We start from the raw sequence: 26,387 nt of genomic DNA on the forward strand, positions 1-26,387 counted from the left end.
TGGACTGCGCGGCACGGCTGCGTGGGCCCGGCGGTCTGCGCGGGCCGTACCCGGCCCGTTTCCCGCAGAACGGCCAGACCGACATTGCGGCGCCGCAGAACGTTGAATTATAAACGCTTCGGGGCCATCGCGGCGTGCATCGCGCTGTCTGGTGCGCCGCGCCAATGATAAAATCCGGCGATGAAGAACATTGTCATCCTGATTTCCGGACGAGGCAGCAACATGCAGGCCATCGTCCGGGCCTGTACCGCAGAAGGCTGGCCGGCCCGCGTGGCCGCTGTCATCGCCAATCGTGCCGAGGCCGAAGGCCTGGCGTTCGCCACCGAAAACGGCATCCCGGCAGCCATGGTGCCGAGCCGCGGCAAGACCCGCGAGGCGTTCGACGCCGAACTCGCCGCCGAAATCGATCGCCATCAGCCCGATCTGGTCGTACTCGCCGGGTTCATGCGCATTCTCACACCGGCATTCACCGAGCGCTACGCCGGCCGCCTCATCAACATCCATCCGTCGCTGCTTCCGGCCTTTCCCGGGTTGCAAACGCACGCCCGCGCGCTCGACGCCGGGTGCAAGATCGTGGGCGCCACGGTGCATTTCGTGACGTCCGAGCTCGATCACGGCCCATACGTGCTGCAGGCCGCCGTGCCGGTGCGCCCGGGCGATACCCCGCAAGCGCTGGCCGAGCGCATCCTGCCGCTCGAACACATCATTTATCCGCGCGCCGTGCGCTGGTTCGTGGAAGACCGTCTGGTCGTGGCCGATGGCCGCGTGACGGTCCTGCCCGCCGCCGACGGCACGCCCGACTCGCAATGGCTCTTTGGTGAGGACGCATGAGCACACGCCCGACCCAGCGCCGCAATGGCGCAAATCACGCCGGTGGCCGCACCGGCGGTAAATCGTTCGATTCCCGTTCGTCGTATGGCAGCAAGGGAGGCCGAAGCACCCGCGACGGCGACCGCCGGCACGACGCCGCGCCGGTGGACAGCGCCCGCATGCGCGGCGAACACCTGTCGCCCGCGCTTTTCGAGCGCACGCAGGAATTGCTCGGCACCGTGCTGACGTTCACCGGTCCGGCCGATACGCTCGTGAGCACCTACTTCCGCGCTCACGACCGCCTGGGGCACCGCGAGCGCGGCGTGCTGGCCGAAACGGTATTCGCCATCCTGCGTCGCAAGCTCGAATTCGGGCAGCACGCAGAGAGCGGTTCCGGCCCGCTGGAGCGCCGTCTCGCGCTGCTTGGACTGGCGTTCACGCGCGGTATCGCGTCGGTCAAGCTCGTGGCGTCCGCGGAGGAAGTCGACTGGCTCGAGCGCGTAGGACAGATCGATCCGGCGACGCTCAAGCCGAGAGTGCGTACTAACTTGCCGGAGTGGCTTTACGAACGGCTGGCCGCGCGTTTCGACGCCGCCGAGCTCGAAAACCTGGCCGCCGCGCTCAATCAACCGGCGCCGCTCGACTGCCGCGTGAACGTCGTCAAGGCCAGCCGCGACGATGTGCTCGCGACGCTTCGCGAAGACGGGTTTTCGGCCGAGCCCACGCCTTACGCGCCCAACGGCATTCGCCTGGCCGGCAAGCCGGCGCTGCAGAAGCACCCGCTGTTCGTGTCCGGCGCGATCGAGGTGCAGGACGAGGGTAGCCAGTTGCTGTGCCAGCTGGTGGCGCCGCGCCGCGGTGAGATGATTGTCGACTTCTGCGCCGGTGCCGGGGGCAAGACGCTCGCGATCGGCGCGCAGATGCGCTCGACGGGGCGGCTCTATGCGTTCGACGTCTCCGAGAAGCGTCTCGCCAAGCTCAAGCCGCGTCTGGCGCGCAGCGGTTTGTCGAACGTCTATCCTGTGATGATCGACAGCGAGAACGACAGCAAGATCAAACGTCTGGCGGGCAAGATCGACCGGGTGCTGGTCGACGCGCCGTGCAGCGGGCTGGGCACGCTGCGCCGCAATCCGGACCTGAAGTGGCGGCAGACACCGCAGTCGGTCGACGAGCTCACGCAGAAACAGGCGTCGATCCTCGCGAGTGCCGCGCGCCTGGTCAAGCCGGGCGGTCGTCTCGTGTATGCCACATGCAGTCTGCTCAACGAAGAGAACGCGGCTATCGCCGAAGCGTTCGCGGCCGCGCATCCCGACTTCGTGCTGCTGCCGGCGAACACATTGCTCGCATCGCAGAAGATCGGGCTCGATACCGGCAAGTACCTCGAGCTGCTGCCGAACCGCCACGCCACCGACGGTTTCTTTGCCGCGGTGTTCGAGCGCCGGGCGGCCCAGGCTTGATGGATGGGGGTGGGGATAGGGTGGGGCGATGAACGGCGCCGATCTCGCCTTGCCCGGCCGGGGTCGATGCCCCGGGCCGGCGGCGCCAAATGATGTCGGCTGACAACAAGAGATAAAAGAGATGGCGATGCAGGAAAGTCCGGCTTTCGCGAGACTGGTGCGCGACGTCGTTCGCGACTTCGGCGACACGCAGATCATCTGGCAAATCGTGGCGCTGGTGGTTGCGCTCGCCGCCGCGTTCGTCCTGCGGCGCTGGATGATCGGGCGCCTCGACCGCCATTTCGACCGGGTGGCGCCGTCGCGCCGCGCCGGGTCGTCGAGTCTGCGCCGCGCGTTCTTCCCGATGTTCGGCTGGATGTGCGTCGCACTCACGCGCGTGGTGCTCCAGGAGCACACCCGCGTCTCGCTGCTGATGCTCGCCGAGGTGCCGCTCTTTGGCACGGCGCTGATCTATCTGGCGTTCTATTTCGCCCGTCGACTGTTTGCGACGTCGCCGCACGCATCGGGCCTGCTCAAAGTCTTCGAGCGCGTGTTCACCACGCTCGCCTGGCTGACGATGATCGCTTACGTGCTCGGCGTGCACGACGACATCCTCAAGTGGATGGGCAGCGTGCGCTTCGCGGTCGGCGCGAGCCATCTCACATTGCTCTCGATTCTCTCCGGCCTGCTCTGGGTCGGGGTGACGCTGATGCTCGCGATGTGGGTCGGCTCGCTGATCGAAGACCGGATCATGCGCACGACCACGCTCGACGGCAACCTGAAGGTCGTGCTTTCGCGCACCGTCAAGGGGCTGCTCACGCTGATTGCGGTACTCGTTACGCTTTCGTTCGTCGGCATCGACATTACGGTGCTCGGGGTATTCGGCGGCGCGCTCGGCGTGGGGCTGGGCTTTGGCCTGCAGAAGATCGCATCGAACCTCGTGTCGGGCTTCATCATTCTGCTCGACCGGTCGGTGCGTATCGGCGATCTGATCACGGTCAGCCCGTATCACGGCACGGTGTCGCAGATCAATACGCGCTACACCGTGGTGCGCGGCCTCGACGGCGTGGAGGCGCTCGTGCCGAACGAGCAACTGGTCACGAACGTCGTGCAGAACCATTCGTTTACCGAGACGCGCGGCCGCGCCAAGGTCAACGTGCAGGTCGCCTACAGCGCGGACGTGGAGCTGGCGATGTCGCTGATGCTCAAGGCGGCACAGGACATCCCCCGTGTGCTGGCCGATCCGCCGCCGTCGGCGTTGCTGCTGAATTTCGGCGCAGACGGGATGGATCTGGAAATGGGGTTCTGGGTGCAAGATCCGGCGCAAGGCAGCGGCGCGATCCGCTCGGAAATCAATTTGCGGATTTGGCGCACATTTCGCGAACATGGTATTGAAATTCCGTATGCCCAGCGCGAAATACGCATTCTGAATGATTGGCCGGACGGTATTCCTTCCCATCATGTCAATCAACCCGATCCTTCATCGGCGTCGGCCCGGCGGGCTTTGCCACCGGAAGATGACGGCGTAAAGACGACCTCGTAGCGGGTTTCGTCCGGGCGACGGGATTGACCTGCGACAAAATGCGTGGCGGGCAGGCGACACACGGGCGACAGTCCGTCAGGTAAAATGCCTCCCAAACCATAACAACAGACGTTCACTGGCACGTTTTCCGCCCATATCGCCCCGGCATGCCGCAACTTGCCGACCTCCAGCGAATCCAAGCGTCAAGCGAGCGAAAGAACGAGACCTTGACGCGACGGCCATCGATGCCGATTCGGCCCGACAAGACACGACACGGCATGGAGAACTTGCCGTGATGGCTACCGTATTGATCAGTTTGGAGTGATATTTTGCTGGACAGTCTTCTTGGATTTCTCTCGACCGGCCTGCTCGACTGGAGCGGCTGGGAGATCACGTTGTTCACGCTGGCCGTTACCCATGTAACGATTGCCGCCGTGACGATCTACCTGCACCGTTGCCAGGCGCACCGCGCGCTCGACGTGCATCCGATCGTCTCCCATTTCTTCCGTTTCTGGCTGTGGATGACCACCGGGATGGTCACCAGCGAGTGGGCGGCGATTCACCGCAAGCACCACGCCAAGTGCGAGACGCCTGAAGATCCGCACAGCCCGCAAACGCGTGGTCTGTGGAAGGTGCTGGCCGAAGGCGCCGAGCTCTATCGCGCCGAAGCGAAGAACGAGGAAACGCTGCGCAAGTTCAGCCACGGCACGCCGAACGACTGGATCGAGAACCATGTCTACAAGCGCTATCCGATCCTGGGCATCAGCTTCATGATGATCATCGACATTGCGCTGTTCGGTGCCATCGGTCTGACCGTGTGGGCCGTGCAGATGGTGTGGATCCCGTTCTGGGCCGCCGGTGTCGTCAATGGTCTGGGCCACTACTGGGGCTACCGCAACTTCAACTGCGCCGACGCGTCGACGAACCTGCTCCCGTGGGGCATCATCATCGGCGGTGAGGAACTGCACAACAATCACCACACCTACGCCACGTCGGCCAAGCTGTCGAACAAGTGGTACGAGTTCGATATCGGCTGGATGTACATCCGCATGATGCAGGCGGTGGGGCTGGCCAAGGTGAAGAAGATCGCGCCGACGCCCAAGCTCGCGAAGAACAAGGCGGCGTGCGACGACGACACGCTGCAGGCCGTGCTCTCGAACCGCTATGAAGTGATGGCGCGCTATGCCAAGACCTTCAAGCGGGCCTACGGAGAGGAGCTGGCGCGCTTCAAGGAGAAGCGCCAGCACGGCGAGTACCAGTTGTTCCGCGGTGCACGCAAGTGGCTGCATCACGACGAAGCCTCGCTGCAGGAGCCGCAGAAGCAGCAACTCGGCGAGATCTTCGCGCACAGCAATGCGGTGAAGACGTACTACGAACTGCGCAATGAACTGGCCGGTATCTGGGAGCGTTCGAACGCATCGCGCGAGCAGTTGCTGAGCCAGCTGCAGAACTGGTGCCAACGCGCCGAGCAAAGCGGAATTCATGCGTTGCAGGAATTCGCTTCGCGCCTGCGTCGCTACGCCTGAACGGACTTGCGCCTGAAATTCGTTTTTGACGCATAATCGAAACCCCGCCACGGCGGGGTTTTGTCATTCCCGGTCCCGCCACGGGACAAGTGAACATGAACGCCTCACTGAAATCCGTAGAATTCGAGCGCCCCGCACCGAGCGGCGCCACTTGCGTCGCCCATGCGTGGGCGCGTGTCCCGGAGGCGCCGTCGCAGGAGGAACGCGCGGCCCTCAAGGCCAGAATCAAGCGTTTGCTCGTCGAGCAGAATGCCGTGCTGGTGGCGCATTACTACGTCGACGCCGACTTGCAGGACCTCGCCGAGGAGACCGGCGGCTGCGTGGCCGACTCGCTGGAGATGGCCCGTTTCGGCCGCCATCATTCGGCCAGTACGTTGGTCGTGGCCGGTGTGCGGTTCATGGGCGAGACCTCGAAGATTCTCAGCCCCGAAAAGCGCATTCTGATGCCGGACCTGGACGCGACCTGCTCGCTGGACCTGGGGTGCCCGGCCGACGAGTTCGCTGCTTTTTGCGACGCGCATCCCGATCGCACGGTCGTCGTCTACGCGAACACGAGCGCGGCGGTAAAGGCGCGGGCCGACTGGATGGTCACGTCGTCCATCGGGCTGGAAATCGTGGCGCACCTGCATGCGCAGGGCAAGAAGATCCTGTGGGCGCCGGATCGCCATCTGGGCAGCTATGTCCAGAAGCAGACGGGGGCCGACATGCTGTTGTGGCAGGGCGCGTGCCTCGTTCATGACGAGTTCAAGGGCACCGAACTGGAATTGCTGCGTCGTGAATATCCGAACGCGAAGGTGCTGGTGCATCCGGAGTCGCCCGCAGCGGTGGTGGCGCAGGCCGATGTGGTCGGCTCGACCTCGCAGATGATCACCGCCGCACAGACGATGGATGCCACCGAGTTCATCGTGGCCACCGACAACGGCATTCTGCACAAGATGCGCGCCGCGGCGCCGGGCAAGCACTTCATCGAGGCGCCGACGGCAGGCAACAGCGCGACGTGCAAGAGTTGTGCGCACTGCCCGTGGATGGCCATGAACAGTCTGCAAAATCTGGCCGATGTGCTGGAATCTGGCCGCAACGAGATTCACGTCGATCCGGAGATTGGCCGCCGGGCGCATACCTGTATCGACCGTATGTTGAAGTTCGCCGAGGCGCGCAAGCAGAGTGTGCGTGCGAGCGGCGATTTCGCGCGCGACGGCGCGCTGTTCTCCGGTGTGGGCCCTGCATGATGACATCATCGAAAACGCTGAGTACCGAAGCGGCTTTGTCCCCGCATTTTGCGACTTTCGGCGAGCCGCTCGAAGCGGCACTCGCGCGCAATGTGCGCGACGCGCTTGCCGAGGACGTCGGGGCCGGCGATCTGACAGGCCTGCTCGTGCCGTCGGAGGAAATGGCGCACGCACGCATCATTGTGCGCGAATCGGCGGTGCTGTGCGGGGTGCGCTGGTTCGAGCAATGCATGCGAGGCGTCGACGCCTCGGTGCGCGTGCAATGGCATTACCGCGAGGGCGAGCGCATGACGCCCGACTCCGTGGTATGCGACATTCACGGCCCGGCGCGCGCGCTGCTGACGGGCGAGCGCACGTCGATGAACTTCCTTCAGATGCTCTCCGGGGTGGCCACGGCGGTCCGCCGATACGCCGACATCGTGGAAGGCACGAAGGCGCGGGTGCTCGATACGCGCAAGACGTTGCCGGGGCTGCGCCTCGCGCAAAAATTTGCCGTGCTTGTGGGGGGCGGGGCCAATCAGCGGCTGGCGTTGTACGACGGCATTCTCATCAAGGAAAATCACATTGCCGCCGCGGGCGGCATTCGTCAGGTGCTGGCGAACGCCGATCGTCTGGCGGACGGCGCGCCCGTGCAGATCGAGGTCGAGTCGCTCGAGGAACTCGAGACGGCGCTGGAATGCGGAGCGAAGTCGATCCTGCTCGACAATTTCACGTTGGAGATGATGCGGGAAGCGGCGAGAGTGTCCGACGGGCGCGCGGTGCTCGAAGCCTCGGGTGGCATCAATCTCGAAACGCTGCGCGCGATTGCGGAGACGGGCGTCGATCGTATCTCGGTCGGCAGTCTGACCAAGGACATTCGCGCAACCGATTACTCCATGCGCATCGTTGAGACGGTCGGGTAACGCGTCTGGGGGGGGAGGCGGTGCCGACGGCGCTCTTGTTCTCCCGAGTGCAAAACGGCCACAGGTACACCTGTGGCCGTTTTTTGTTGCCCGCTCGAATGCGCGCGAGCGCGGCACGTGAGGCTTTCCAGGCCTCGGCGAGTGTGACGTCAGCGCACGCGGCGAGGGAGCGCGGGGGAGAGCACGGTCGGTAGTGCCTTCGGCAGGGTGTCGGGGAAGTCACGCGAGAAATGCAGGCCGCGGCTCTCGTGACGCGATAGCGCGCTGTCGACGATGAGCGACGCCACGTCGACCAGATTGCGCAGCTCAAGCAGATCGCGCGTGACTCGGAAGTTCGCGTAATACTCGGCGATTTCCTCGCGAAGCAGGGCAATACGATGCTGGGCGCGTTCCAGGCGCTTGGTCGTGCGCACGATACCGACGTAGTTCCACATCATGCGACGCAGTTCGTCCCAGTTGTGTGCCACCACGACTTCCTCATCGGCGTCCGAGACGCGGCTTTCGTCCCAGGCGGGGACATTGGTGGTCGCGGGGGCCGTTGTCCCGCAGCGCTCGATGTCCTGCGCCGCCGCCTTGCCGAGCACGAGACATTCCAGCAGCGAATTGCTCGCCAGGCGGTTGGCGCCATGCAGGCCGGTGTAAGTCGCTTCGCCCACGGCATAGAGTCCCGGCAGGTCGGTGCGCCCGTGCATGTCGGTGACGATACCGCCACACGTGTAGTGGGCGGCCGGCACGACCGGGATCGGTTGCTTAGTGATATCGATGCCCAGCTCCGCGCAACGCGCCAGAATCGTGGGAAAGTGTTCCTGCAGGAATTCCGGGCTCTGGTGACTGATATCGAGATAGACGCAATCCAACCCGTGCTTCTTCATCTCGAAGTCGATGGCTCGGGCGACGATGTCGCGCGGCGCCAGTTCGGCGCGCGGGTCGTGCTGCAGCATGAAGCGGGTACCGTCCGGCAACACGAGACGGCCGCCTTCGCCGCGCACGGCCTCGGTGATCAGGAACGACTTCGCGTACGGGTGGTAAAGACATGTCGGATGGAATTGGATGAATTCCATGTTGGCGATGCGGCACCCCGCCCGCCATGCCATGGCAATGCCGTCGCCGGTGGCCGTATCGGGGTTGGTCGTGTACAGATAGACCTTGCCGGCGCCGCCGGTGGCGAGCACCGTGTGGCGCGCGGTCATCGCGTGAACTTCGCCCGTCGCGAGATCCTGTACGTAGAGGCCCTGGCAATGGCGACCGGCGGTCGGTGCGCTATGCGCGCGGTCCGACGTGATCAGGTCTACGGCGAAGTGATTCTCGAAGAGCGTGATGTTCGGATGTTGGCGTACGCGTTCCGTGAGCGTGGCGATCACGGCGTGGCCGGTAGCATCGGCCGCGTGAATGATGCGCCGATGGCTGTGACCGCCTTCGCGCGTCAGGTGAAAGCCCAGCTCGGCGGCGTCGTCGCGGGTGAACGGCACGCCCTGCGCGATCAGCCATTCGATGGCTTCGCGGCTGTGCTCGACAATGCAGCGCGTGGCAGCCTCGTCGCACAGACCGGCGCCGGCGATCAGGGTGTCGGCCACATGCTCATCGACACTGTCGGTCGAGTCGAGGACGGCGGCGATGCCGCCCTGTGCCCAGTCGCTTGCGCCCTCGGGCATGGGACGTTTGGCGACCAGTGCCACTCGGCAAGTATCGGCCAGATGCAGGGCGACGGATTGGCCGGCCAGTCCACTGCCGACAATGACGACATCGAAATTCATGATTCGCGCGGTGTCTGGGACCGGCGCGACAAGCGTGGCGCGATCCCGGGGTGAAAGATGAGCCAGTATAGCGAGTCAATACGCGCTTGACACATCGCCCTATGCGCACATCGTAGAAATTGTGCGCGGAGTCACTACGCATAGCGTAGCGTTGCGAATTTCGGGACGTCCAAATGAAAAACCCCGCCAGAGGCGGGGTATCGAACGCAGCAGCGAACTGCTGCGAGAAAACCTGTTGATCTTATTTGATCTTGGTTTCCTTGTAGGGCACGTGCTTACGAGCCACCGGATCGAACTTGCTGATTTCCATCTTTTCCGGATGGGTACGCTTGTTCTTGGTGGTCGTGTAGAAATGACCCGTGCCTGCGGTCGATTCCAGTTTGATCTTGTCGCGAGCGCCTTTTGCCATGATGAGCTCCTAAAACTTAGATGGCGTTGCGCGAACGCAGGTCGGCCAGAACGGAGTCGATACCGTTCTTGTCGATCAGGCGCAGGCCCGCATTCGAAATGCGAAGGCGCACCCAACGGTTTTCGCTCTCAACCCAGAACCGGCGATTTTGCAAGTTCGGGAGAAAACGGCGCTTGGTTTTGTTGTTGGCGTGGGAAACGTTGTTGCCGACCATCGGCGCTTTCCCGGTCACTTGACATACGCGTGCCATGAAGCACTCCTAACCCAGAATTCTGTGTAAAAAAATGGTGAGTCGAAAAGACAGACCGCGATGATACCACAAAAATCCCAGACAAATCAATCGCTTTAGTCGATTTAGGATGCGAGTCCCTGGCGGGAAACGTCTGTCGGAGATTCGGGGAAGGGACGGATTATAGCGCAAGCGCGGCGTGAACGCGACTCGGCTGCCAAATTTCCGTGCAAGTGTTGTAGTGCGTCACCATCCGCCATGCTCCGCGAGCGAACAGACGGTGTCGCCGGCCACGATGAAATGGTCGAGCAACCGGATCTCCAGCAAGGCCAGGGCCTCGCCCAGCTGCCGTGTGAGCGCGAGATCGGCAGCGCTCGGCAGGGCCACGCCCGACGGGTGGTTGTGGGCAACAATGACCGACGCGGCATGCACTTCCAGCGCGGCCCGAACGATTTCGCGCGGGTAGGCGCACGTTTGCGTGAGGGTACCTTCGAACATGACCCGTGTACTCACGAGCCGGTGAGACGCATCGAGAAACAGACAGGCGAAACGTTCGCGCGAGCGGTCCTGCAGCGTGAGCCGCAGGTAGTCGCGCACCCGCGTGGGGGAATCGAGCAGACTGCCCGACGCCATGCCCTCGCCCAGCATGCGTCGCGCCACTTCGACGGCCGCCTGGAACTGTAGGGATTTCGCCTGGCCGAGGCCCGGAATCTGCCGCAGGGTCTCGAACGGCGTGACGAGCAGCCGCGCCAAAGAACCGCTGCGTGCGAGCAACTCGCGTCCGAGGTCGACGGCGTTGCGTCCCTGCGAACCGGTGCGCAGCAGGATGGCGAGCAACTCGGCGTCGGACAGGGCGCCAGGCCCTCGGGCCAGCATTTTTTCTCGGGGACGCTCGGCGAGCGGCCATTGGGCGATGGACATGACAACGACTCCACAGGCGGTCGCGCCGCGCGCATGATCGCGGCTGCCGCAGCGGTCACGTGGGCGGTGACCGGTTACGGGGACGCTGCACCGGCAGACAAAAATCGGGGCAGCTTTGATGGGGAGCCGGACGCGCAACGCGTCGTCATTTACAATAATAGCTTGACCCTGCATTGAGATCCCCATGAGTTCTGTCGCATCCCCCGTGGTTCAAGACGATTCCTATCTGACGCTCCACTATCGGATTGCCGCGCCGGACGGCGCGGACATTGTCAACACTTTCGAAGGCACACCGGCCACGCTGCAGCTCGGCGGCGGTCAGATGGCGCCGACACTGGAGCAGGCGCTGCTGGGAATGACGGTGGGGGAGCGGCGCAGCATCGAGCTGGCGCCCGAGCAGGCCTTCGGTCCGCGCAACCCGGAACTGCTGCAGCGCGTCTCGATGAAGACGCTCCAGGAAAACAGCAATTTCGGCGAGGAGTACAGCGTGGGCGATCTGGTCGAGTTCAACGCGCCGAGCGGTGGCCGCTATGCGGGCATCCTGCGCGAACTGGGCGACGGCTGGGCCTTGTTCGACTTCAACCATCCGCTGGCCGGCCAGCCGATCGTGTTCGAAGTCCAGATTATCGGCATTCTGTAGGAATCGAAATGAGCGCCACCCAAGTCGTTGCACCGACGCTGTCGGATGCGGAAATCCTGTTGGCTCAGCCGCGCGGTTTTTGCGCGGGCGTCGACCGCGCGATCGAGATCGTCGAGCGCGCCCTCGCCATGTATGGCGCGCCGATCTACGTGCGTCACGAGATCGTGCACAACGCGTACGTCGTCGAGAATCTGCGCAAGAAAGGCGCGATCTTCGTGGAGGAACTCACGGATGTCCCCCCGGGCAACACGCTGATCTTCAGCGCCCACGGCGTATCGCAGGCGGTGCGGGCCGAAGCGGAAGCGCGCGGACTGCGCATTTTCGATGCGACGTGCCCGCTCGTCACGAAGGTGCACGTCGAAGTCGCCAAGATGCGCAGCCAGGGGCTCGAGATCATCATGATCGGCCACAAGGGGCATCCGGAAGTCGAGGGGACGATGGGGCAGTCGGGCGAGGGCATGTTCCTCGTCGAGACGATCGACGACGTGATGTCGCTCCAGGTCGCCGACGAAAGCAAGCTGGCGTACGTGACGCAGACGACGCTTTCCGTCGACGATGCCGCCGAGGTTATCAACGCGCTCAAGCAGCGCTTTCCGTCGATCACCGAGCCGAAGAAGCAGGACATCTGCTACGCCACGCAGAACCGCCAGGACGCGGTGAAGTTCATGGCGCCGCAGTGCGACGTGGTGGTGGTCGTGGGCAGCCCGAACAGCTCGAACTCGAATCGTTTGCGCGAAGTGGCCGAGAAGATGGGGGTGCCGGCCTATATGGTGGATTCGCCGGACCAGTTGCAGGCCGCGTGGTTCGACGGCAAGCGTCGTATCGGTGTGACCGCCGGCGCGTCGGCGCCGGAAGTGCTGGCGCAGTCGATCGTGTCGCGCTTGCGCGAGTTGGGTGTCAATCAGGTCAAGGTACTCGAGGGCGTTGAGGAGAACATCGCGTTCCCGCTGCCCAAGGGGCTTACGCCGGTAACGACCGGCTGACGCCGGGCAATCCACGGGCGTTGCGCGCCGCCGAAGTCCCACGACAAGCGGCCCGCGCGCGCCCAATCCGCGGAACCGCTCGGGGCGCTTGCCGCCTGAGCTCACCAAACCGGGTGTCACGTTGCGTGCCCCGGTTTTTTTGCGCCCGCCGCAAAGCGGTGCGGCGTGCCATGCCTTGCCCGACTCCCATTCGGCAATGCCCCGCCTTCCCGCGTGAATCTCCCTGCGGAATCTTCGCATTCCCGCGCCATCATTTGCAAAAAATCCGCGCGACGTATTTATTGGCTTTTGATGTCTCATCAGCCAAAACCGAATGCCATCAGTTTTAATTCAACACATAACGAATTGCGGTGCGTTCATGGATTCCGGTTTTCCAGAATCTAATTATTTATATATTCCCTTAATTAGAATGAACGCTCCAACTCCGCCGGGCACGGTAATTGCATATTAGATTGGCGGGCTGCTCAAGCCCATATATGGTGCATCGGTTGCACCACGAAGCCACCCGGGGCAGTGCGGCCGGGTGTGTAAAACCTTTCACAATTCCGGGGTTGCACTTTTGAAAAAATAGGGTTGTACAAGTTGGTATAAAACCTTAGTCACCGATTATGGAAAACCCTGTGGCGGCGAGCATCGCAGCCGCAAAGAATGGAGTTACAATGCGCGCGTTTCGCATACGAAACGTCGAATTGGCGTCATTGGCGTTATTCAATATACGCCGACAATCAGGAGATAATCACATGCACCTCAAGTTCGCGAAGGTACTGCCCGTAGTCGCCGCAGTGACGCTGTTGGCGGCCTGCGGCCAGAAGGAAGAAAAGCAGGCCGATTCGGGTGCCGCTTCTGCACCCGCCGCGACGACTGCCGCCAGCGGGGGCGGCGATGCGGTTGTAGTCAAGATTGGCCACGTTGCACCGCTGACGGGCCAGATTGCTCACCTGGGCAAAGATAACGAAAATGGTGCACGCCTGGCCATCGAAGAGGCCAACAAGGCCGGTCTGACGATCGACGGCAAGCCGGTCAAGCTGGAACTGGTGGCCGAAGACGACGCCGCCGATCCGAAGACCGCCACGCAGGTTGCCCAGAAGCTCGTCGACGAGAAGGTCGTCGCCGTGGTGGGCCACCTGAACTCGGGCACGACGATTCCGGCCTCGAAGATCTACAGCGACGCGGGCATCGTGCAGATCTCCCCGTCGGCCACCAACCCGGCCTACACGCAGCAGGGCTTCAAGACGACCTACCGTGTGGTCGCCACCGACGCCCAGCAGGGTCCGGCACTGGCCAATTACGCCACCAAGTCGCTCAACGCCAAGTCGGTCGCCATCGTCGACGACGCGACGGCCTACGGCAAGGGGCTGGCCGACGAGTTCGAGAAGACCGCCAAGGCCAACGGCATGAAGGTTCTCTCGCACGACGCGACCAACGACAAGGCCACGGACTTCCGCGCGATTCTGACGAAGATCAAGGGTGAGCGTCCGGACATCATCATGTACGGCGGCATGGACGCGACCGGCGGCCCGTTCGCCAAGCAGTCGAAGGAACTGGGCATCGGCGCCAAGGTGCTCGCCGGCGACGGCGTGTGTACCGACAAGGTGGCCGAGCTGGCCGGCGACGCCATCGACAACATCGTCTGCTCGGAAGCGGGCATGGCGCTGTCGAAGATGGAAAACGGCGCGGACTTCGCCAAGCGCTATGAAGCCCGCTTCAACCAGCCGATCCAGATCTACGCCCCGTTCACGTACGACGCCGTCAACGTGATCATCGACGCCATGAAGCGTGCCAACTCGGCCGACCCGGCGAAGATCCTGGCCGCCATGCCGGCCACGGACTACAAGGGTGTCATCGGTCACATCGCCTTCGACAGCAAGGGCGACATGAAGGAGCCGGTGATCACGCTCTACAACTACAAGGACAAGAAGAAGAGCGTGCTCGACGTGGTGAAGATGTAACTCCCGGGCGCTTGCGCCATGAAACGGCACCGTTGCCTACCCATTCGGTGCCGTTTCTTCATCTGCGGAACGATGCCGTGCCTGCATGACGGGCACGGCCCCTTTCCTGACACAGGATTACGCCTCATTACCCGCAGTTCTCTCGACCCCCTCGCGCGCCCTATCGGGCAAGCGTGTCGAGAGCCCGTTTTCGGGACAAGGAGTTAGCTTCATGGATATCTTTATCCAACAAATCTTGAACGGCCTCGTGCTTGGCAGCGTCTACGCGATCATTGCACTGGGCTATACGATGGTCTATGGCATTCTGGGCATCATCAACTTTGCCCACGCCGACGTGATGATGATCGGCGCGATGGTCGCGCTGTCCACCATCAACCTGTTGCTGAAGATCGCGCCGGACATGAACCCGGCGCTCATGCTGGCCATTGCCACACTCGTGTGCATGCCCGTGTGTGCCCTGACCAACTTCGTGATCGAGCGCGTGGCCTACCGGCCGTTGCGCAATGCGCCGCGTCTCGCGCCGCTGATCACGGCCATCGGCGTGTCGCTGCTTCTGCAGACGATCGCCATGCTGATCTGGTCGCGCAACCCCCTCTCGTTCCCGCAGTTGCTGCCCACCGACGCCATGACCGTGATCCCGCAACGCGGCGAGCATGCGGGTGCCGTGACCAATGGCACGGGCATCGTGATCGTCGTGGTCGCCTTCCTCGTCATGTTCGGTCTCACCCAACTCGTGAACCGCACCAAGCTCGGCCGCGCCATGCGTGCGACGGCGGAAAACCGCAACGTCGCGGGCCTGATGGGCGTGAACCCCAACTTCGTGATCTCGGCGACCTTCGCGCTCGGTGGCGGCCTCGCGGCGCTCGCGGGCGTGATGATGGCGTCGAACTACGGCAACGTCCACTTCTACATGGGCTTCATTCCCGGCATGAAGGCGTTCACGGCGGCAGTGCTCGGCGGCATCGGCAACCTGCAGGGCGCCATGGTCGGCGGCGTGCTGCTCGGCCTCATCGAGGCGTTGGGCGCCGGCTACATCGGCGATCTGACCGGTGGCGTCTTCGGCAGCAACTACCAGGACGTGTTCGCTTTCGTCGTGCTGATCGTGGTGCTGGTGTTCCGTCCGAGCGGCCTGCTCGGCGAACGCGTGGCCGATCGTGCTTGAGCGGGGAGGATCGATACCATGAATCAACCCGTGCAAACCTCCAACGGCGGCGCCACGCAGATCTCTGCGGCGGCGGCCACGCGCAAGGCCTATCGTGGCCTGGCGTTCTTCCTGATCGCCGCGGTCTTCGCGCCCGTGCTCGTCGGCTATGCCGGTGGCAACTACTGGGTGCGCGTGCTCGACTTCGCGCTGCTCTACATCATGCTCGCGCTGGGCCTGAATATCGTGGTGGGCTTCGCCGGCCTGCTCGATCTGGGTTACATCGCGTTCTATGCGGTGGGCGCGTACGTCACGGCGTTCCTCAGTTCGCCGCACCTCACCACGCAGTTCGAATGGATCGCGCATCTGTTCCCGAACGGACTGCATGTGCCGGTGTGGTTCACGATTCCGATCGGAGCAGCGGTCGCGGCGATATTCGGCATCCTGCTCGGTGCGCCGACGCTGCGCCTGCGCGGCGACTATCTGGCCATCGTGACACTGGGCTTCGGCGAGATCATCCGCATCTTCATGAACAACCTCGACCGGCCGGTGAACATCACCAATGGCCCGAAGGGGATCACCGGCATCGAGCCCGCGTCGCTGTTCGGCTTCGATTTCTCGAAGGCGCACAGCGTCTTCGGGTTCCAGGTCAGCTCGGTGTACATGTACTACTACCTGTTCGTGTTCCTTGCGCTGGTCATCGCGTTCATCTGCGTGCGCTTGCAGCATTCGCGCATCGGACGCGCCTGGGTCGCGATTCGTGAAGACGAAATCGCCGCCAAGGCGATGGGCATCAACACGCGCAACATCAAGTTGCTCGCATTCGCCATGGGCGCGTCGTTCGGCGGTGTTGCCGGCGGCATGTTCTCGGCGTTCCAGGGCTTCGTCTCGCCCGAGTCGTTCACTTTCTGGGAGTCGATCATCGTGCTCTCGATGGTGGTGCTCGGCGGCATGGGCCACATTCCGGGCGTGATCCTGGGCGGTGTGCTGCTCTCGGCGTTCCCCGAGGTGCTGCGCTCGACCATGGGCCCGTTGCAGACGCAGTTGTTCGGTAGCGTCATCGTCGATCCCGAAGTGATCCGGCAGTTGCTGTACGGTCTGGCCATGATTCTGATCATGCTGTACCGTCCGGCCGGCCTGTGGCCGTCGCCGCGTCCGGAAGAGCGGACACTGTAAGTCGAGGGAGACGATCTGACTATGAGCGAACAAATTCTTCTGTCCGTCAAGGGCGTGAACAAGCGCTTCGGCGGTCTGCAGGCCCTCACCGATGTGGGCCTGGAGATCCGGCCGGGGCAGATTTACGGGCTGATCGGCCCGAACGGTGCCGGCAAGACCACGTTCTTCAACGTGATCACCGGTCTCTACACGCCCGACTCGGGCGAATTCCGTCTCGACGGCGCGTCCTACAAACCGACTGCCGTTCATGAAGTGGCGCGCGCGGGCATTGCCCGCACGTTCCAGAACATTCGTCTGTTCGGCGGCATGACCGTGATCGAGAACGTCATGGTCGGTCGCCACGTGCGCACGAAGATGGGCGTGATCGGTGCCATCCTGCGCCATCCGGGGGCGAAGGCCGAAGAGCGTGCCATTCGCGATCGTGCGATGGCGCTGCTCGAATACGTGGGCGTGGCGAAGTATGCCAACTACACGGCGGCGAACCTCTCGTATGGCCACCAGCGCCGTCTGGAGATCGCGCGTGCGCTGGCGACCGATCCGAAGCTGCTCGCGCTCGACGAGCCGGCCGCGGGCATGAACGCGACCGAGAAGGTCGAATTGCGCGGCCTGCTCGACAAGATCCGCAGCGACGGCAAGACGATTCTGCTCATCGAGCACGACGTGAAGCTGGTGATGGGGTTGTGCAACCGCATGACGGTGCTCGATTACGGCAAGGTGATTGCCGAAGGTTTGCCGCAGGATGTGCAGAAAAATCCGGCGGTGATTGAAGCGTATCTGGGTTCGGGAGGCCATTGATGAGCGCAATGTTGACGATCAAGGGCCTGAAAGTCGCTTACGGCGGGATCAAGGCGGTCAAGGGCATCGACCTCGCCATCCAGCCCGGCGAACTGGTCACGCTCATCGGCGCGAACGGCGCCGGCAAGACGACCACGATGAAGGCGATCACGGGATTGTTGCCGTGGGCCGATGGCGACATCGAGTACCTGGGCAAGTCGATTCGCGGCGTGAAGGCGTTCGATCTGCTCAAGCAGGGATTGGCGATGGTGCCGGAAGGTCGCGGCATCTTCACGCGCATGACCATTCTCGAGAACATGCAGATGGGCGCCTATCTGCGCAACGACAACGCGGGCATCAAGCAGGACGTCGACAAGATGTTCGGCATCTTCCCGCGCCTGAAGGAGCGCAAGGACCAGCTCGCCGGCACGCTCTCGGGCGGCGAGCAGCAGATGCTCGCCATGGCGCGTGCGCTGATGAGCCAGCCCAAGCTGTTGCTGCTCGACGAGCCGTCGATGGGTCTCTCGCCGATCATGGTCGAGAAGATCTTCGAAGTGGTGCGCACGGTGTCGGCGGAGGGCGTGACGGTGCTGCTCGTGGAGCAGAACGCGCGTCTGGCGCTGCAGGCCGCGCACCGTGGCTACGTGATGGACAGCGGGCTCGTCACCATGACCGGCAATGCGAAGGACATGCTCGACGATCCGAAGGTGCGCGCTGCCTATCTGGGCGAGTGAGTTGGCGGCGATCCGCTGGCGCACGCCGGCGTGATCGCTTGCTTATCCGGGCAAGGGGCGCCGAAGGCAACTTCGGCGCCCTTGTTTTTTGCGTGTGCGCGCGCGTCGTCGCGGTGCGTCAGTGCGATCGCCAGACGTTCGCGGACGGCATGAGCGGCAGGCGCTTGCCCAGGCTCACGACGTCGTCGGCCGCGTAGCCATGTGCCGTGTAGAACGCCAGGGCTTCGCGCGATCGGGTGAGCACTTGCAGATTGAGCTTGAGGCAACCACGCTCGGCCAGTGCGGCTTCCGCGTGGCGCAGCAGGGCGCTCGCCACGCCGCGTCGGCGCAGCGCGCGCGCGACGGCCAGCGAGTACACCCAGCCGCGATGCCCGTCGTAGCCGGCCATCACCGTGCCGGCGATCTTGCGATCGCGCACGGCAACGAAGAACAGACCGTCGCGCATCGCCACCTTGTTGGCGATCGAGCGACGCGGTTCGCGATGCGGCTTGTCAGGAGCGTTGTATTCCGGGAACGCGTCGCGCCAAAGCGCCAGCACCGCGTCGGTGTCGGCGTCGTCGAACGCGCGGATATGAATCTCGGCGGGCATGGCGATCATGGCGCTTCCTGTGGGCCGGTGTAGATATCCGGGCGATGGATCTGCATCATCTTGTTGACCGGTCCGAGCGGTTCGAAGCCATAACGGGCGTAGAGACCCGCGGCATCGGTCGTGGCAAGCAGAAAACGACGCAGGCGCTGCAGCGCGGGATGCGCCAGCACATTTTCGCAAAGGCGCTTGCCGATGCCGAGGCCGCGCATCGACGGATCGACGAACACATCGGCCAGATAGGCAAAGGTGGCGCGGTCGGTGATCACGCGCGCGAAGCCGACCTGACGCGACGGCCCGCCCTCGACCTGTGTGGCGTAGGCACCGAAACACAGCGAATTCGAGACGGCACGCATGAGCGTGTCCCTGGGAATGTCCTTGGCCCAGTGCGTTTGTGTCGAGAGCGCGTGATGAATGAAGGCGATGTCCAGCCGTGCCGGGTCGGACGAGATCTCGACGATGGCGTCGGCCGGCGGGGGCGGGTGCCCGTGGCTCAGGTCGTTCATGGAAGGCGTCTCCGTTGATGTCTTGGGGGTACCGGGCGTCGCATCGCCCCGGGGCGTTCCCGGGGGCGACGACGCCGACGGCCTGAGGTCAGGCGTGCCTGGCGAGCAGCGAATCGAGCATCGAGAGCATCTGATCGATCTCGTCGCGGCTCACGTTCAGCGCGGGCATGAAACGCAGCAGCCCGGGGCGCGGCGAGTTCAGCAGCAGGCCGTCCGGGGCCATGTCGCGCGCGGCCTCGACCAGTTGCGGACCGATCTCGCGCCCGAGCATCAGCGCGCGCAACAGACCGGCGCCGCGCTCGCCCTGGCCGCCGTAGCGCGAGGACAGATGTTGCAGCCCGGCGCTCAGATAGTCCGCCTGCGCTCGCACGAATTCGAGAAAACCCGGTGCGGCGACGGTGCGCATGACCGCGAGGCCGACGGCGCACATGAGCGGGTTGCCGTTGTACGTCCCGCCCTGGTCGCCGGGCTGGAACACCGCGAATGCGTCGCCGCACAGCATGGCCGCGAGCGGCACGCCGCCGCCGATGCCCTTGCCGAGCGTCATGATGTCGGGCACCACGCCGGCCTGCTGATGCGCGAACATCGTCCCCGTGCGTCCGCATCCGGTCTGGACTTCGTCGACGATCAGCAACAGGCCGCGCGCGGTGGTGAGTTCGCGCAGCGCCTTCATGAAGGCGTCGGTCGCCGGCACCACCCCCGCTTCACCCTGAATGGGTTCGAGCATCACGGCAACGGTGTCGGGGCCGATGAGGGCTTCGACCGAGGCGATATCGTTGAGCTCCGCCTTCGGGAAGCCCGGCACCTGCGGCGCGAAGATCGTGTCCCACCCTGGCTTGCCGCTGGCCGACATGGTGGCCAGCGTGCGGCCATGAAAAGCGTTCTTGAACGTGATGATCTCGTAGCGCGCACCGCCCGCGGCGTTCGGGTGCAGTTGCCCCCACTTGCGCGCGAGCTTGATGGCGCTCTCGTTCGCCTCGGCACCGCTGTTGGCGAAGAACACCTTGCCGAGTCCGGAGAGCCGTGCGAGCAGATCGGCCAGTTCGATCATCGGCACGTTGTAATACGCGGGGCTTGGATTGAGCAGCAATGAGCCTTGCGTGGCGAGCGCGTCGCGCATCACCGGATGGCAGTGACCGAGGCTGTTCACGGCCCAGCCCTGGATGAAATCCAGGTATCGCTTGCCTTCGTGATCGTAAAGCCAGCCCCCCTTGCCGTGCGTGAACACGAGATCGGGGCGCGTCGTGATGGGGAGCAGCGCGCCGGTGGCGAACTCGGAGAACTTCGCGCTGCGCGCCGGTTTGGACGTGGCGGGGGCGGGGGTGGCGGACGGGGGGGCAAGCGACATGACGGTCTCCGAAGGGCAAGGTGGAAGAGACGAGGAAATAAAAAAAGCCACGGGGGTTGCCCGTGGCTTCGCTGTGCTTGAGAACTTGCGTGTTATCGCAGTCGATAGCGTGCCGCGCGGCATCCCGGTTGGGGCAGCGTACGGCGACGTCGGATCGAGGCGATGGCAATCAGGTTCATGTCGGCAAGCATAAAGCGCTCAGGCGGCGCTTGTCAAAGGGTATGCGCGCACTGTGGCGCGCGTGCATCTGCGGGCCGGCGCCAGGCGGCGCCGCGTGTCACTGACCGCCGCCCGGATTGTCGGCCTCGGTGGTGAAGGCGTCGGCGAAGAAGGCGTCTTCCGGCAGCCGGTGGTGGGCGACGAAGTCGCGGCGTGCCGACTCGACCATCACCGGCGCGCCGCAGGCATATACCTCGTAGCCCGACATATCGGGCAGGTCTTCGGCCACGGCGCGGTGCACGAAGCCCGTGCGGCCTTGCCACTGGTCTTCTGGCGCGGCCTCGGAGAGCACGGGCACGAACCTGAAACCCGGGATCTCGCGCGCCCACTGCTCGGCGAGTTCGCGCATGTAGATGTCTTTCAACCGACGCGCGCCCCAGTAGAGCGTCATCGGCCGCGTGAGCCCCTTGTGAACGGCATGCTCGACGATGGCCTTGATCGGCGCGAAGCCGGTGCCAGAGGCGAGCAGCACGATCGGCTTGTCCGACTCCTCGCGCAGGAAGAATGTCCCCAGCGGGCCTTCGAAGCGCAGGATCTCGCGCACCTTCATGTGCTCGAACACGTGGTCCGTGAACACCCCGCCGGGCATGTGGCGCAGGTGCAGTTCCATGAAGCCTTCCTCGTGGGGCGCGGTGGCCATCGAGTAGCTGCGGCGCCTGCCGTCCTTCAGGATGAATTCGATGTACTGGCCGGCAAGGTACTGGAACCGCTCGTTGGCGGGCAGTTGCAGGCGCATGACCATCACGTCGTCGGCGCGGCGCTCCAGCGCATTCACGCGGCACGGCAGGCGCTTGACCGGGATATCGCCGATGCCCTTGACCTCGCGCGATTCCACGACGAGATCGCTCTTGGCATGCGCGCAGCACAGCAGCGCGAAGCCGCGTGTTTCCTCGTCCTTCGACAAGGCGGAGCTCGAATGCGCACCATGCTCGACGGCGCCCTCGACGAGCTTGGCCTTGCACGACCCGCAACCGCCGTTCTTGCAGCCGTAAGGCAGCCCGATGCCCTGACGCAGCGCCGCGGAAAGCACGGCCTCGCCGTCTTCGACCTGGAACTCGCGCCCGCTCGGCACGAGGGTAACGTTGTAAGCCATACTACAATCCGAAAAATGAAAAATTCGTCGAAACTCTTCGGTCGTCCGCGCCTGCTGGTGGTGGGCTGCGGCGACGTCGGCATGCGTGCGCTGCCGGCCCTCGTCAAACGCTTTCGCGTCTTCGCGGTGACCTCCAGCGATGCGCGTCACCCGGCCTTGCGCGCGGCGGGTGCCGTACCCGTCGTCGCCAACCTGGACCATGCCGCGAGCCTGCATCGCATCGGACATCTGGCGCCACGGGTGTTGCATCTGGCGCCGCCCGCCGGGGTGGCAGGCAGCGGCCGGCTGGACCTTCGCACCCGCCGGTTGCGCGCCGCACTGACCCGTGCGCCGAAGCCTGCCATTGTACCCGACGGGGGCCATCGGACCGTGCCACGACAGCCACGTCGGGTATTGGTCTACGCGAGCACCAGCGGGGTGTACGGCGACTGTGGCGGCGCCCGGGTGAACGAGACACGTACGCCATCGCCACGCTCGCCGCGCGGGCAGCGGCGCGTCGACGCGGAGCGCACCGTGCGCATGCTGGGTCGTCCGTCATCGCACGCCCGGAACACGCGCCGCACCCTGGCAGCGGGACCCGCGCGGGCCATGAGCCCGGCCGCCGGCGGCGTGCGTGCGACCTGGCGTCGATCGGCGCCAGGTCGCACGCCATGGCGCACGACGCTGGTGCGCATTCCCGGCATTTACGCGGCCGACCGTCTGCCCGTGGGGCGTCTGCAGCGCGGCACGCCGGCACTGCTGCCAGCCGACGACGTCTTCACCAATCACATCCACGCCGACGATCTCGCCGCGATCCTGATTCGCGCGATGTGGCGAGGCAAGGCGCAACGCGTGGTTCACGCGAGCGACGACACGGAATGGCGCATGGGCGAGTACTTCGATCGCGTGGCCGACGCGCTCGGGCTGCCGCGGGCCCCGCGCGTGTCGCGCGCCGAAGCCCAATGTGTGCTGGAGCCGACGCTGCTGTCGTTCATGTCGGAATCGCGCCGGCTCGACAATACGCGCCTCAAACGCGAGTTGGGCTACCGGCTGGCATATCCGGACGTGGCGGCGCTGCTGGCCACGCTGACCCCTTCGGCCCATCCTGCCCTTCCAGCCCCTTCATCCCCGTCAACCCATATAGCCGCCCCGGCGTTGTCCGCGCCTTCCGGTGACGACGCCTGAGCGGCGTGGCGAGCCAATGCCGTGCTGGAGCATGCCTGTGGCGAGCACGGCGTCTTCCGGAATGGCGCGTGTGACGCGGGCGCTGAGATAGGCCGGCGCGCTCGCGCGCGGCCAGGCCAGCCAAACGACGAGTGCGAACCGCGGCGCCATTACGGCAGCGGGCGCGCGCCGGCCGGCGGTTCGGGGTGCGCCGGCGTCGGGTAGGTCGGGCGCGGGAGCGGCGTGCCGGGGCGGCGTACGACGATCTGATCGACTACGGCTTCGACGTCGGCCGTCTCGCCGAGCGCCTTGATGAATTTCGCCACGGGAAAGCCCGGAGCGACGCAGCCCTGCACGACGACGATGCGCCGCTGGAACGTGAGCCAGAGCGATGTTTGCGTCGCCCACGGCAACGCGACGGCAAGGCTCGAAAGCCGGCGTTGGGCGGACTCGGCGATCTCGGTGTCGTATCGATAACTGTTCGACAGCCGGCAGCGTCCCTCCAGCCAGCAGTGGTTGCCCTTCTCGATGCGATGATGGGCGTCGGCAAGCCAGTCCGATTCACGCATCGCGGGGCCCAGCGGGGTGGGGCAGTCGGCGATGGCCGATGAAATGTGGAGAAACGGATCGTGGCCGAAATTGCGCGGCTCGTCCTGCGCGGCGGGGCCCGCGGACGCTTCGGAAGCCCCCGGCGCGCCGCCGGACAAGGCGTTCGGCGCGGCCTGCGCGCCGGCGTGCGCAAGACACGCGAGCGCGGCGCACATGGCGATGGGGCCGCACAGTGTGAAGATGGCTCGGCACATGCTGCCTCCGATGCCCGTCTCGGGCGATACGGACAACGCCGTGGTGTCGGCGCGGGTAGGGTGCGAAAGCTATAATTGCGCGTTATGTCGTGCAACGTCGCCTTATTTCATGCTTTTTTGATCTTTCGCGAGCACGTCGCTTTCGTCGTGGTCCGGAGGCGCCTTTCCAATCCTTTCCGGAACAGGGCTTGAGCGCCATTCTATAAGATGCTTCGGCCGACGCCGGAACGGGCGAACGTGCAAACTTCGGTGCATCTCGACATCGAGGGGAGCACGCATCATGTTCAAGGGGACAGGCGCGCCACGTTTCAATTACCGAGAGAGATCCATGAGTCTGCATGTTCTTCTGGTCGACGACGATCCGGTCGTACGCGACCTGTTGCGCGAATTGTTGCATGCCAACGGCATGCAGGTCTCGGTGCTGCACGACGGCGCGTCGTTGCTGCGCCGCCTCGAACTCGAGCGCCCGTCGGTGATTCTGCTCGACATCATGATGCCGGAGCGCGACGGCCTGCGCGCGCTCCAGGACCTGAGAGCCGCCGGCGAGGACATCCCGGTCATCATGCTGTCCGCGCGCGGCGGGCCGCTCGACCGGGCGCTCGGGCTCGAGCTGGGGGCCGACGACTATCTGGCCAAGCCGTTCGATCCGCGCGAACTGCTCGCCCGCATTCACGCCGTGCTGCGCCGCCGGGGGCCCGTGGCGGCGAGCGCACCCGATGCACGCGCGCCGTATCGCTTCGGGCCGTTCGAGCTCGATTACGGGCTGCGCACGTTGCAGCGCGAGGGCGAGCGGCTGCCGCTGCGCGACACCGAGTTCGCCATGCTCAAGGCATTCACGCACCACCCGATGCAGGTGCTGCCGCGTGTGAAGCTGCACGCCATGCTGTACGGCGACGGCATTGCGTTTCGCGACCGGAGCCTGGACGTGCCGGTGTGGCGCCTGCGGCGTCTCATCGAAGCCGACCCGTCGGCGCCGCGCTACATCCAGACGATTCGCGGCAAGGGGTACGTGTTCGTGCCGGGTGGTGAGTTGGCCGAGGACGCGACGTCCGAGGCGGGCGAGCGCTCCGGTGGTGCGCAAGGCACGGGCGGTGCGGGTGGCGTGGACGATCGCGGTGCCGCCGGCGGCGTGGCGCTTGCGCCAGCCGCGGCGAACCTTGGCGCCATGCGCGCATGGCGGGAGTCGGCGGCGTGAATTGGCGGCGGTTGCTGCGCGACTCTTTGTTCGCGCGCATGGCATGGCTGGGTATCGCCGTCTTGCTGGTGATGCATCTGGTGTGGAGCGCACTGGTGTTCTACCAGCGTCCTCGCCAGCAGGTCGACGGCTTTGCGCGCGGACTGCTCGTGGCCATTCAGAGCGTGGATCAGCGCGCCGTCGATCCGGGCAGTCTCGCACCGCCGCACGGCTTGCGCCGCGTGCCGTTGGCCGACGCGCCGGCGTTTGCCGCCGAAGCCGACGACGCGCGTGCCTCGCGGCTGCGGCACGAGTTGCTCTCGCGTCTTCCAGCGGGCACGCAGTTGCATCTGGTCAACGAGCGCAAGCGGGGCAATCTGTGGGTGCTGTTGCCCGGGCACACGGAATGGATCGTCATCGGACTCGATCTGCCCCCCATGCCGCCGTTCGTGCGCGAGACGCTCGGCATTCTGATCGGCGCCGTGCTGCTCGCGCTGCTCGTCGCCTGGCAAATGCAGCGGCCCATCGCCCGCGTGGCGCAGGCCGCCCGCGTGATCGCGCGCGGGCGGCGCCCGGCGCTGCTGCCCGAGCAGGGGCCGCACGAACTGCGCGACCTCTCGCACGCGTTCAACGACATGGCCAAGCGCCTGGCCGAAGCGGAGGACAATCAGGCGATCATGCTCGCCGGCATTGCGCACGACCTGAAGTCGCCGCTCACGCGACTGCGTCTGCGCGCCGACCTGATCGACAACGAAGGCTCGCGCGAAGGTTTCGTGCGCGACATCAAGTCCATCGATCACATCGTGCAGCAATTCCTCGCGTATGCCCGCGACGAGGCCGACACGAGCCCGCTCGTAAGCGTCGACGCGTTCCTGCGCGAGCAATTCCCGGCGGAGGATTCGCTGTTCGTTTCTCACCTGCGCGCGGGCGAAGCGTTTCAGCTTCCGCGCACGTTGCTCGATCGCGTGATGTCGAATCTCGTGGACAACGCGCTGGAGCATGGCGAGCCGCCGGTGCGGCTGGCAACGTGGCGCGACGGCGCGGCGGGGTACATCGAAGTGAGCGACTGCGGCGCGGGGATCGCCGAGGATCAGGTGGCGCTGGCGATGCGGCCGTTCGTGCGGCTCGATGCGTCGCGCGGCGGCGAGGGACACTGCGGGCTCGGCCTGGCGCTCGTCGGCCGTCTGGTGGAAGGGCGCGGGGGGAGTGTTCGGCTGGACCGGTCGCCGGGCGGTGGCTTGCGCGTGACGCTGTGCCTGCCCATCCCGCCCGGGCGCTCCGGACTCCCGGTATGCCAGGGGCGGGACGCGGCAGGCGCGCGGGCCGCCTGACCGATGGCATGACGCCGCAAGGGCGGCTTCGCGCCATCGGCGCCGGACG

Annotated in this window: 25 protein-coding genes; 16 read left to right on the plus strand and 9 right to left on the minus strand. The window is 65.0% G+C overall.

The window, feature by feature from the left end; all coding sequences use genetic code 11:
- The first annotated feature begins 180 nt into the window (after positions 1-180).
- From purN to nadC, 6 genes are all read left to right on the plus strand, one after another.
- Positions 181-831 carry a phosphoribosylglycinamide formyltransferase gene (gene purN, locus LV28_RS29520; RefSeq protein WP_023594585.1) on the plus strand — a complete coding sequence of 217 codons (651 nt, stop codon included), beginning with the start codon at positions 181-183 and terminating at the stop codon, positions 829-831.
- A 158-nt stretch (positions 832-989) separates the two neighbouring features.
- On the plus strand, positions 990-2,267 hold the full coding sequence (locus LV28_RS29525) for an RsmB/NOP family class I SAM-dependent RNA methyltransferase (RefSeq protein ID WP_048806718.1): 1,278 nt from the start codon (positions 990-992) through the stop codon (positions 2,265-2,267).
- A gap of 127 nt (positions 2,268-2,394) precedes the next feature.
- Positions 2,395-3,789 (plus strand): mechanosensitive ion channel family protein, encoded by a 1,395-nt coding sequence (locus tag LV28_RS29530; protein WP_231107031.1) that lies wholly within the window; start codon positions 2,395-2,397, stop codon positions 3,787-3,789.
- A gap of 308 nt (positions 3,790-4,097) precedes the next feature.
- Positions 4,098-5,294, plus strand: coding sequence for a DesA family fatty acid desaturase (locus LV28_RS29535; protein WP_023594588.1), 1,197 nt, complete (start codon positions 4,098-4,100; stop codon positions 5,292-5,294).
- A 95-nt stretch (positions 5,295-5,389) separates the two neighbouring features.
- A complete protein-coding gene (nadA, locus tag LV28_RS29540; protein ID WP_023594589.1) occupies positions 5,390-6,523 on the plus strand; it encodes a quinolinate synthase NadA in 1,134 nt (377 codons plus the stop codon).
- A complete protein-coding gene (nadC, locus tag LV28_RS29545) occupies positions 6,520-7,425 on the plus strand; it encodes a carboxylating nicotinate-nucleotide diphosphorylase (RefSeq protein WP_081214975.1) in 906 nt (301 codons plus the stop codon). The genes nadA and nadC overlap by 4 nt, the downstream gene beginning before the upstream one ends.
- Before the next feature lie 149 nt (positions 7,426-7,574).
- Here nadC and nadB read toward each other — a convergent pair whose 3' ends face one another.
- The 4 genes from nadB to radC all read right to left on the minus strand — a co-directional run bounded on the left by nadB (position 7,575) and on the right by radC (position 10,738).
- The gene (gene nadB, locus LV28_RS29550; RefSeq protein WP_038618520.1) at positions 7,575-9,179 is read right to left on the minus strand and encodes an L-aspartate oxidase; all 1,605 of its coding nucleotides are present in this window, start codon (positions 9,177-9,179) and stop codon (positions 7,575-7,577) included.
- A gap of 241 nt (positions 9,180-9,420) precedes the next feature.
- Positions 9,421-9,588 (minus strand): 50S ribosomal protein L33, encoded by a 168-nt coding sequence (gene rpmG, locus LV28_RS29555; protein ID WP_010807102.1) that lies wholly within the window; start codon positions 9,586-9,588, stop codon positions 9,421-9,423.
- A gap of 16 nt (positions 9,589-9,604) precedes the next feature.
- Positions 9,605-9,838, minus strand: coding sequence for a 50S ribosomal protein L28 (gene rpmB / locus LV28_RS29560; protein ID WP_023594592.1), 234 nt, complete (start codon positions 9,836-9,838; stop codon positions 9,605-9,607).
- Between the two features lie 225 nt (positions 9,839-10,063).
- The gene (gene radC / locus LV28_RS29565) at positions 10,064-10,738 is read right to left on the minus strand and encodes a RadC family protein (protein ID WP_023594593.1); all 675 of its coding nucleotides are present in this window, start codon (positions 10,736-10,738) and stop codon (positions 10,064-10,066) included.
- Positions 10,739-10,922: 184 nt separating this feature from the next.
- Here radC and LV28_RS29570 point away from each other — a divergent pair, with 184 nt between their 5' ends.
- The 7 genes from LV28_RS29570 to LV28_RS29600 all read left to right on the plus strand — a co-directional run bounded on the left by LV28_RS29570 (position 10,923) and on the right by LV28_RS29600 (position 18,135).
- Positions 10,923-11,378, plus strand: a complete 456-nt coding sequence (locus LV28_RS29570; protein WP_023872108.1) for an FKBP-type peptidyl-prolyl cis-trans isomerase — start codon at positions 10,923-10,925, stop codon at positions 11,376-11,378.
- An 8-nt stretch (positions 11,379-11,386) separates the two neighbouring features.
- Positions 11,387-12,361, plus strand: a complete 975-nt coding sequence (gene ispH / locus LV28_RS29575; protein ID WP_023594595.1) for a 4-hydroxy-3-methylbut-2-enyl diphosphate reductase — start codon at positions 11,387-11,389, stop codon at positions 12,359-12,361.
- 740 nt (positions 12,362-13,101) lie between these two features.
- The gene (locus tag LV28_RS29580) at positions 13,102-14,310 is read left to right on the plus strand and encodes a branched-chain amino acid ABC transporter substrate-binding protein (RefSeq protein ID WP_023594596.1); all 1,209 of its coding nucleotides are present in this window, start codon (positions 13,102-13,104) and stop codon (positions 14,308-14,310) included.
- A 211-nt stretch (positions 14,311-14,521) separates the two neighbouring features.
- Positions 14,522-15,472, plus strand: coding sequence for a branched-chain amino acid ABC transporter permease (locus LV28_RS29585; protein ID WP_023594597.1), 951 nt, complete (start codon positions 14,522-14,524; stop codon positions 15,470-15,472).
- An 18-nt stretch (positions 15,473-15,490) separates the two neighbouring features.
- A complete protein-coding gene (locus LV28_RS29590) occupies positions 15,491-16,627 on the plus strand; it encodes an ABC transporter permease subunit (RefSeq protein WP_023594598.1) in 1,137 nt (378 codons plus the stop codon).
- A 21-nt stretch (positions 16,628-16,648) separates the two neighbouring features.
- Positions 16,649-17,422 carry an ABC transporter ATP-binding protein gene (locus LV28_RS29595; RefSeq protein WP_023594599.1) on the plus strand — a complete coding sequence of 258 codons (774 nt, stop codon included), beginning with the start codon at positions 16,649-16,651 and terminating at the stop codon, positions 17,420-17,422.
- Positions 17,422-18,135, plus strand: coding sequence for an ABC transporter ATP-binding protein (locus tag LV28_RS29600; RefSeq protein ID WP_023594600.1), 714 nt, complete (start codon positions 17,422-17,424; stop codon positions 18,133-18,135). The genes LV28_RS29595 and LV28_RS29600 overlap by 1 nt, the downstream gene beginning before the upstream one ends.
- 118 nt (positions 18,136-18,253) lie before the next feature.
- Here the strand turns inward: LV28_RS29600 and LV28_RS29605 are convergent, their stop codons facing one another.
- From LV28_RS29605 to LV28_RS29620, 4 genes are all read right to left on the minus strand, one after another.
- Positions 18,254-18,733, minus strand: coding sequence for a GNAT family acetyltransferase (locus LV28_RS29605; RefSeq protein ID WP_023594601.1), 480 nt, complete (start codon positions 18,731-18,733; stop codon positions 18,254-18,256).
- Positions 18,730-19,227 (minus strand): GNAT family N-acetyltransferase, encoded by a 498-nt coding sequence (locus LV28_RS29610; RefSeq protein WP_025250384.1) that lies wholly within the window; start codon positions 19,225-19,227, stop codon positions 18,730-18,732. The genes LV28_RS29605 and LV28_RS29610 overlap by 4 nt, the downstream gene beginning before the upstream one ends.
- 88 nt (positions 19,228-19,315) lie before the next feature.
- Positions 19,316-20,575, minus strand: coding sequence for an acetylornithine transaminase (locus LV28_RS29615; RefSeq protein ID WP_023594603.1), 1,260 nt, complete (start codon positions 20,573-20,575; stop codon positions 19,316-19,318).
- Positions 20,576-20,852: 277 nt separating this feature from the next.
- The gene (locus tag LV28_RS29620) at positions 20,853-21,887 is read right to left on the minus strand and encodes a CDP-6-deoxy-delta-3,4-glucoseen reductase (protein WP_023594605.1); all 1,035 of its coding nucleotides are present in this window, start codon (positions 21,885-21,887) and stop codon (positions 20,853-20,855) included.
- A gap of 15 nt (positions 21,888-21,902) precedes the next feature.
- Here LV28_RS29620 and LV28_RS29625 point away from each other — a divergent pair, with 15 nt between their 5' ends.
- Complete coding sequence (locus tag LV28_RS29625) at positions 21,903-23,051, plus strand: Rossmann-fold NAD(P)-binding domain-containing protein (RefSeq protein WP_069106819.1); 1,149 nt, start codon at positions 21,903-21,905, stop codon at positions 23,049-23,051.
- 149 nt (positions 23,052-23,200) lie between these two features.
- On the opposite strand, the gene LV28_RS29630 is transcribed toward LV28_RS29625, so the two are convergent.
- Positions 23,201-23,833: a hypothetical protein gene (locus tag LV28_RS29630; protein ID WP_069106820.1), complete on the minus strand. Its 633-nt coding sequence runs from the start codon at positions 23,831-23,833 to the stop codon at positions 23,201-23,203.
- Between the two features lie 328 nt (positions 23,834-24,161).
- Here LV28_RS29630 and LV28_RS29635 point away from each other — a divergent pair, with 328 nt between their 5' ends.
- On the plus strand, positions 24,162-25,028 hold the full coding sequence (locus tag LV28_RS29635; protein WP_023594608.1) for a response regulator: 867 nt from the start codon (positions 24,162-24,164) through the stop codon (positions 25,026-25,028).
- Positions 25,025-26,338, plus strand: coding sequence for an ATP-binding protein (locus LV28_RS29640; RefSeq protein WP_255315179.1), 1,314 nt, complete (start codon positions 25,025-25,027; stop codon positions 26,336-26,338). The genes LV28_RS29635 and LV28_RS29640 overlap by 4 nt, the downstream gene beginning before the upstream one ends.
- Positions 26,339-26,387 lie beyond the last annotated feature (49 nt).

It is taken from the genome of Pandoraea pnomenusa (genome assembly GCF_000767615.3).
GTDB lineage: Bacteria > Pseudomonadota > Gammaproteobacteria > Burkholderiales > Burkholderiaceae > Pandoraea > Pandoraea pnomenusa.